The 7,482-nt window shown below is 68.6% G+C and carries 8 protein-coding genes; 1 reads left to right on the top strand and 7 read right to left on the bottom strand.

All coding sequences use genetic code 11. From position 1 onward, the window contains the following. Positions 1-191 precede the first annotated feature (191 nt). The 7 genes from HLK59_RS30610 to fabG form a co-directional block, all read right to left on the bottom strand. The gene (locus HLK59_RS30610) at positions 192-401 is read right to left on the bottom strand and encodes a hypothetical protein (protein WP_240982731.1); all 210 of its coding nucleotides are present in this window, start codon (positions 399-401) and stop codon (positions 192-194) included. Positions 402-526: 125 nt separating this feature from the next. Next, positions 527-718 (bottom strand): hypothetical protein, encoded by a 192-nt coding sequence (locus HLK59_RS30605; protein WP_171144793.1) that lies wholly within the window; start codon positions 716-718, stop codon positions 527-529. Then, positions 715-2,418: a hypothetical protein gene (locus HLK59_RS30600; protein WP_171144792.1), complete on the bottom strand. Its 1,704-nt coding sequence runs from the start codon at positions 2,416-2,418 to the stop codon at positions 715-717. The genes HLK59_RS30605 and HLK59_RS30600 overlap by 4 nt, the downstream gene beginning before the upstream one ends. Beyond that, on the bottom strand, positions 2,415-2,966 hold the full coding sequence (locus HLK59_RS30595) for a WhiB family transcriptional regulator (protein ID WP_346779849.1): 552 nt from the start codon (positions 2,964-2,966) through the stop codon (positions 2,415-2,417). Before HLK59_RS30595 ends, HLK59_RS30600 begins: the two co-directional genes overlap by 4 nt. Before the next feature lie 250 nt (positions 2,967-3,216). Then, positions 3,217-3,909 carry a hypothetical protein gene (locus tag HLK59_RS30590; RefSeq protein ID WP_171144790.1) on the bottom strand — a complete coding sequence of 231 codons (693 nt, stop codon included), beginning with the start codon at positions 3,907-3,909 and terminating at the stop codon, positions 3,217-3,219. A gap of 5 nt (positions 3,910-3,914) precedes the next feature. Then, positions 3,915-4,820: a helix-turn-helix domain-containing protein gene (locus HLK59_RS30585; protein WP_171144789.1), complete on the bottom strand. Its 906-nt coding sequence runs from the start codon at positions 4,818-4,820 to the stop codon at positions 3,915-3,917. 605 nt (positions 4,821-5,425) lie between these two features. Further along, positions 5,426-6,148 carry a 3-oxoacyl-ACP reductase FabG gene (gene fabG, locus HLK59_RS30580; RefSeq protein ID WP_171144788.1) on the bottom strand — a complete coding sequence of 241 codons (723 nt, stop codon included), beginning with the start codon at positions 6,146-6,148 and terminating at the stop codon, positions 5,426-5,428. Between the two features lie 327 nt (positions 6,149-6,475). On the opposite strand from fabG, the gene HLK59_RS30575 reads away from it, so the two are divergent. Beyond that, positions 6,476-7,285, top strand: a complete 810-nt coding sequence (locus HLK59_RS30575) for a helix-turn-helix domain-containing protein (RefSeq protein ID WP_171144787.1) — start codon at positions 6,476-6,478, stop codon at positions 7,283-7,285. Positions 7,286-7,482: the final 197 nt, after the last annotated feature.

The raw sequence follows: 7,482 nt of genomic DNA, 5'->3' as shown, positions 1-7,482 counted from the left end.
GACGGAAATCGGGACGTAAGTTGACGTCCAGCGAAGCCCTTGCGGCTTGCTTGAGCCGGATGCGTTGAAAGGCGCACGTCCGGTTCTGAGGGGGCCGGGGCCCAGAGATGGGCTCCGGCTACCCGACCGGGCTGAACGGGAGTTGGACTCCGGCTTACCTGTTGAGGTGGTGGGGGATGTCATCGGGTTTGTCATCGAGTGTGGTTCCTCGGGGCGCGGATGCGGTGCTGGATTTGGGCGGCGAGATTGACCATGGCGGTTGGGCCGTAGAGGAGCTGGACGGGGGAGTCGGCGCGGTGCTGGACGCGCCACTGGCCGCTGGGGGTCAACACGGTGGCGTGCAGGTGCTGATGGCGCACCAGCACCTCCGCGCAGGCGGCGGCCTCGGCGGAGGTCGGCAAGTGCGTATGCGGGTGACGGGCACGCGTAGGGGGTTCCTCCATAGCGAGGGCGGTTGGCCGACAGAGGCCGTGCCACCCGGTAGGACGGTTGGAGGCAGGGGGTTTGACCTGATGGTTTGCGGAAGTCAGCCGCACTCGGGGCAGCGATTGAGGTGCCGGTTCAAGGCCCGCGCCATGTTGCGCGTCAGGGAGAAGGCGTTCCTTGCGCTCGTCTTCGCCGACACGCTTCCCTGGTAGCGCTCGGCATGACCGCGCTGGAGGCGGATGTCCTGCTCAAAGCCGGACTTGATGCGGGCGAAGCGCTGGCAGTTCTTCATCGAGTCGCATTCCGTGCCGTCGTGGTGCTCGCTTTGTTGCGGAGCTGCTGTAGGACTGGTGTCAGGCGCTCGTTTCGTCCTCCCCGGATCTGCTGCGTGCGCAGGATCTCCCGGAGCTGAACCCGGGTCAGAGACTCGTTGCCGTCGCGCTTGAGTAGCGCGGGCACATGGGGACGGACCCGCTCGACCATTTCCTCGACGCTCAGCTTCGGCTGCTGCCGGGACCGAGTGGAGTGACCGCCGCGTGGCTGGTTCCGGGACGACCTCGCCTTCGGGGTCCGCCGTACGGGGACGGTGCGGGGACCGTCCCCAGGGGGCTCGGTTCCCGTATCGGTGGCGGGGTGTTCACGGTCCCCGTCGTCGGGGACCGTGTGGGGGCGGTCCCCATCGGGCGGCGTCCCCGTTTCGGCGTTTGGGTGTTCCCAGTCCCCGTCCTTGGTGGGGGTGGGCACCGGGGACGGGCTGTTGCCTCCTTGAGCAGCGGATTCGTGCACATGGTCGGCACTGCCGCTCGCGTCGTCGTCGGGCTCTTCGGTCCCGGCGGGCACGTTCTTCCGGCCCGCGCCTGCCAGTTCTTGCCCCTCATGCAGTACGCCCGAGCCGTACTCGGCAGGGCGGTCCCCGAGGCCGACCGTGCTCAAGTGGGGACGGTCCCCGACGGGCTCGTGTCCGGTCCCCGGCTCCGTTCGGTCCCCGTCTACCTGGTCCTCGATCGATGCGTCACTTCGGGGACCGCCGTCGGGGACCGCGCTCACCTCATCGCTCGCCTGCGTCTCGTTCACCGACGAAGTCGGGATGGACACAGGAAGAGGGGACCGGTGCCCGCGATCGGCGCTTTGCCCGGGCGAGGTCTGCGTCCACGGCGACGGAAGGGGCACGGTGGCAAGTTCAGTGGCGTGCCGTCGGGCAGCCAGCTGCTCCAGAAGCGCACGGCGCTGCGCCGGGTCGGTGCCGACGCCGGATCGCGCGAGAGCTGACTGGAGGCGATGTGTGATCCGGCGGCCTCGGCCCCTCTCACGCAGTTCCTCGGGCATCGAGGCGAGCAGGGAGGCGAGGGCTACGGCCTGGCGGGTCGCCCGGTCCCTGGTGATCTGCGCGGCATCGCGGTTGCGGGTGGCGATACCCAGGCGCGAGAGGAGCCGCTCGCGCCCTTCACGTCCGAGCGTGGCGATGAGTCCTTGCGAGGCGGCGTCCGGCTTGTGCAGTCGTAGCTCGATGCCCATGGCCAGGTGCCAGAGCACGGCCGCCATGACTGGGCCGACGAAGGCCCGCACGGTGCCGCCCACGCTGCCCGACTCGGCGTACGAGGGGATGATCTGCACCCCGGTGATCACCCAGACCAGGCCGCCTGGGAGGCCGGGTGCTCCCTGGGTCCTCAGGTTCTGCCGGGCCATCAGCGCCGTCGCGAACAGCGCCAGCTCGGCCGCGCTGAACATCATGGCCCGCTCCACCGTGCCGCCCATGTCGAGGTAGTCGGCGGCGAACCGCCAACTGGTATCGGCACTGTAGGCGGTGCAGTTGAGCGCGGCGAGGGCCGCGACCCAGACCGCGGGGGCGGAGGCGCGCGGGCTCCCCGCCCGGATCCAGCGGCGCCGGACCGACCATCGGGCCAGCGCCAGCGCGAGCATGCCGACGGCCGCGACAAGGTGGACAGGCTCGATACCAGAAGGCAGGAAGGGCATGGCGATGGGGTGAGTCATGCGGCCTTTCGGAGAGCGGCGATGAGGGCGTGGGTCTGCGCCTGGCGGGGTACCTGCACCGGGGAGACGGCGTCGTCGGCGTCTGCATCCGAGGCGCCTTCCTCTTGGCCGTACTCGTCGTCGGCGGCGGCCTCTTCCGGTTCGACCTGGCCCCAGTAGCGGTCGCGGTCGGCGACAGCATGGGCGGCGTTGCGCATGAGGTCACGCGCCCAGTCGAGTTCGAGCCGCAGGGCGTACGCGAGGCGCTCGGGGCTCCAGCCGCGTACGTAGGCGTGGCGGGTGACGGCGTCACGCTCGGCGTCGCTGAGATGGACGTCGCGACCTTCGAAGGCTGCCTTGACGCGGCTGTAGTCCAGGCGCTTGTTGACCTTCGCGTGCCAGGGGCGTCGCTCGACCTCGGTGAGCCCGCCCCACATGCCCTGGCGGAGCTCGTTGGCGAGGGCGTAGTCGAAGCATGCCTTCTTCACCGGGCAGCCGCCGCAGATCGCCTTGGCGGCGTCGATGGCCGAGCGGTCGCGGGCCGCGTGGAAGAACAGCTCGTCGATCACCTTGGCCGGCAGGCCGTGGCACCGGGCCCTTTCCTGCCAACTGTGGTCGGCGATACCCCTAATCGTCGGAGTAGGCGTGTTGTTGGTAGTGATGTGGCGCAAGGCAGTCTCCGGAAGTCGCCTCGGCGGGCGCGGGGCACGCGGCACCGGTGGCGGACGGGGTGCAGTGTGTCGGCGTCGAGACGGGTTCGGGGTACGGGATGGGGTCGCACCGCAGGCGGAACGTTTCGGTGGAGAAGCGGGCGGGCGGTTAGGCGGCCGAGGCCTGCCGGGCCCGCACCTCTTGGGCGCGGTCGATGCGGCCGGGATGGGCGGTCGCTCGCGGTGCACTGCCCCGGGACGTGCCGTCGAGGCTGATGCGACGGCGGCGGCAGGGCTCTCCCACGGGGGCGTGACACCAGTCGCACGGCACACCGAGGACATCGGGGCCTCCGGCGGCGATGGCGACTTCCCGGGCGGCTCGGGCCGGCCGGTAGGGGGCCAGCTCGGCGCGCACGGCGGGCGGGATGTAGGAGCCGACGGCGGCCAGTTGGTCCTTGAGTCCCGGCCGATGCCGTCCCGCAGTGATCCCACGGTGCGGTGAGGGGGCGGCCTGCCCGGCAGCCACGGCGTCGCGCGCCGCTAGCAACTCCGCCCTCCAGGCTTTCGGATTGTCCGGGTCGGCCACGGGCGTCGGGTCGGTATGCCGGGCCAGACGGTCGCGGCGATGCACCTGCCAGTCGCGGGCCACGTCGGCCGGCAGGATCGGGTACGGCGACCTCACGATGAGCTTGCGGACGGTCTCGCGGACATCCCAGCCCTGGCCGGTAGCGAGGGGGACGTCGTTGAGCAGCTCGTGCCACATGGCGAGCTGGTCGCGGGCCTCGCCCGCGTCGGTGCGGATGGTGCGCGGGTCCAGGCGGCCGACGTAGGTGAGCACGGCAGCAACTTCGCGGCGATCCAAGGTCGTTACTCCGTTCCAGTCGGTTCATCGACGGCGGCGAGCAGGGCAGCCATGTGCGCCTCGGTGCGGGTCATCCCGGCCTGCGGCGCGGGAGTGCCGCCGGGCAGGGCGTAGAGGTGTGGGCGCTGGGGGGTGGGGCTGTGCTCGCGGGCGATCCAGGCCCGCCAGTCGGCAGCCCAAGTGGCGGCGGGGCGAGGGCTCCAGGTGCCGCGGTGGTGGCGCCACTTCGCGTCGGCGGCCTGCAGGCCCTGCTCGCCGAGGCGTGCGAGATGTCCCTGCTGCTGGGCCCAGGACAGGCTCGCGTCGTCGACCTGCCAGTCCGCAGCGGAGGTGATGCCGGCAGCACTTCTGCTGCTGTACTTACGGTTCACCTTCGGTTCACTACGGTTCTGGGGGTCAGAATCGGACCCGAGGAGGGGTCGGGATGTGCCCCGGGGAGGGGTCAGGTTCTGACGAGGGGGTGCAGAATCCGACCCGGTCAGATCCTGACGAGGGGGGTCGGATTCCGGCCCGGTCTTGGGCCAGATGCCGTGCCTGCGCAGCCGTTCGATGTCCAGCGCGGGCACCGGATCGGCCTCGGCTGGGGGCTCGATGTATGCCTCGGGGTCGTTCGTGCGGGCCGCCGCGACCTTGGCCAGCCACGCAGCGGCGCGCGGCAGTCGGTAGACCGTGCTGTGCTGCGGGCCGTCGAGATCGTCGAGCACCTCCAGATCGCCGGCTGCGGCCAGCGCCGTGATGGCGCCACGCACCGCGTTACGGCTGGCGTTCGTACGCCGCATCAGCGAGGTGAGGGACGCCCAGGCGACGCACTGCTCGTCGGGGATCCGGTCGGCGATCGACAGCAGGACCAGGCGCGCGTTTCCGCGGCTGGCGCTGTGCTCCCACGCCCATTCGCGGGTGTCCCGGCTCATCGGGGCACCCGCCAGGCGGGGCAGGTGCCGGGGGCTGGTTCCGGCGAAAGGGCATCGAGCAGCCGGTGCGCGGTGAGGGAATCGGGCGGTGAAGCAAGGACGGCTGCCGCACGAGGCGGGGACACCGGCCCTTTGCGCAGGGCAGGCGGCATGTAAGACTCTCCTCCGTGGTGAAACCCGCGCCGGTGCGCCTCGTAGGAAAGGACCGGTGCGGTGAAGGTGGGTAAATCTCCGCCCTTGCCGGGGCAGGAGTGCCACTTGGCGTTCGGCGTCCGGGAGTTACCGCTCCACGGGCGCCGTCGCTGTTTTCGGGGCTATCTCACCCTGCTGGATTGTGCGTTCCGCAGATGGCTCCTAGCGTCGTTTGCCGCCGGGCGGGGTGCCCGGCGAGGGACGATGAACATATGCGGGCCCTGTGGCAAGATCCAGACCTTGCTAAAGGACTCTCTACAAGTCGCAGCGGAGGGCGGCGGCAGCCGCGCCTGCGAAGGGAGGCAGCGGGCTGCAGCTTAGGCAGCAGGCTCCGACGTACTCGGATGACGGCCTGATCAGCCAGCGCTGGCTGTTCACCGCAGGGAGGCGCGGCCGGCCGTGGTGGAGGAGAATCAGTGCCCCATGGAGATGCCGCCGTCGACCGGGACCACCGCGCCGGTGATGTAGGCGGCTTCCTCGCTGGCCAAGAAGGAAATGGCCGAAGCGATCTCCTCCGGCCTGCCGATCCGGCCTATCGGCACATCACCGATGATCTTCTCGATGCGCTCCTTGGGCAGCGCTGCGGCCATTGCGGTGTCGGTCAAGCCCGGGGTCACGATGTTGACAGTGATCCCACGTGAGCCGATCTCCCTCGCCAGCGAGCGGCCGAAGCCGATCAGGCCCGCCTTGGAGGCCGCGTAGTTGGTCTGCCCGGCTTCGCCTTTGAGAGCGACGGCGGAGGATACGAGGATGATCCGGCCTCCGCGCCTGGCCTTCAGCATGCTGCGGGTGGCCCGCTTGGCCAGCCGGTAGGCGGCGGTGAGGTTTGTGTCGAGGACTGCGGCGAAGTCCTCCTCCGGCATGCGCAGCAGCAGGTTGTCCCGGGTGATGCCAGCATTGACGACCAGGACCTCGACAGGGCCTTGGTCGGCCTCGACCTCCTTGAAGGCGCGCTCGACCTGCTCGGGGTCGGTGATGTCGCAGTGCACGGCCATGGCGCCGTCCATGACGAGATCGGGTGCGGGGCCGTCGGTGCGGTACGTGAAGGCGACAGTGTCGCCACGCTGGGCGAATGCGCGGGCTGTGGCGTGCCCGATTCCACGGTTCCCGCCGATGATCAGAACGGAGCGCGACATGAAGATCCTTTACGCAGCCAACTGGATTGAAATCGCCATCGCGGCGATTGGCTCGCCGCGGTGATGCCAGTGAGATTAAGGCGACACTCCGCGTGTAACAGGAACGCATAGGTCGTGCTTATCCTGGTGGTGAGAACTGACAGTTCCCATTGCCTGGCGAAGGTACTTCCGGGTCCGAATGCTGGACAAGGTGTGTGACGTCAACTCCCTTGAATGCAGGCCGTGATGTGCTGGATGGCTTGCAGGGCATGGGGAGTGTGAATGCATGGGGAATGTGATGCGGGTCTCACTGGTTGCCGTTATGTGAACGTTATGAATGAGAGTGGGATGCAGAGCCTGATCGTCACCCGCATTCTGCAGCAAGCGCGGGCGCGTCGTAGCACGTCAGACATACCGGGCTTTGATGCTGCTTTCGGGGCTCGCCGGGCCCCTGGAATTACGCAGGACCAGACAGCCCGGCTGGCCGGCGTCAGTCGCCGTTGGTACAACAGCCTGGAGGCCGGGCGACCCGCCAACTACAGTGACTCCTTCCTGCAAGCAGTTCGGCGCATCCTTGACCTGAACGACGAGGAATGGGACATCGTCTACCGCGTCACCCGTGGGCATGCCCCTGCAGCGGCGCCTGTCAGTCACCTCAGTGCCCTGCTCCCGGACCCGATGCGCGCCTTCATCGAGGAGAGTCGCACGTGGGCTCTCTATCTCAATGACCACCGCTGGGATGTCTTGGCGTACAACGCCAAGACCCTGGAGTACTTTCCGTGGATGCGGTACGGCCTCAACGTGATGGAATGGGCCCTCACCTGGCCTGAAGCGCGTACGCAGCTCGTCAACTGGAAAGACGAGTGGGCGCTGCCGATGATCGCCCAACTGCGTGTTCACGCCGAACAGTGGCGCAACGACGAGCGCCTGCGGGTCGTGATCGAGACCGTCCGGGCCGACCCGACCGCTCGTAAGCTCTGGGATGCGCCTGACCTGCCCACCATCACGCACCCCGCGTCGAATCAGCCGCGGCGCCTTTATCTGGCCCGGCAGGGCGGTGAGGAATTCTCCATCCGGTTCATCGCCGGGACCCCCTCGGAACTGCCGTCCTGCCGCATGATGGCGGTCACGCCAGCGACGGCCGTGTCGAGCATCTAAGCAGTGGATTGTGAGGCCTCACGGCAGAAGGTTTGGCTCAGTTGAGCTGAAATCTTGATTGTGGTGCGGCGGGTCGAGCCCGCGTCAGGAAGATCAATTCATTGGGTAGATGGCGTACGTCTATTGCTCAGGTGGCTGCGGTTTTGAAGGAATCCCATTCCTGAAGAGAGTTGACGGGGGGTCAGGCTGTCAGAGGC

This window comes from Streptomyces sp. S3(2020) (assembly GCF_013044505.1).
In the GTDB taxonomy this organism is placed as follows: Bacteria; Actinomycetota; Actinomycetes; order Streptomycetales; family Streptomycetaceae; genus Streptomyces.
This window is presented reverse-complemented; position numbering and strand designations above follow the sequence as displayed.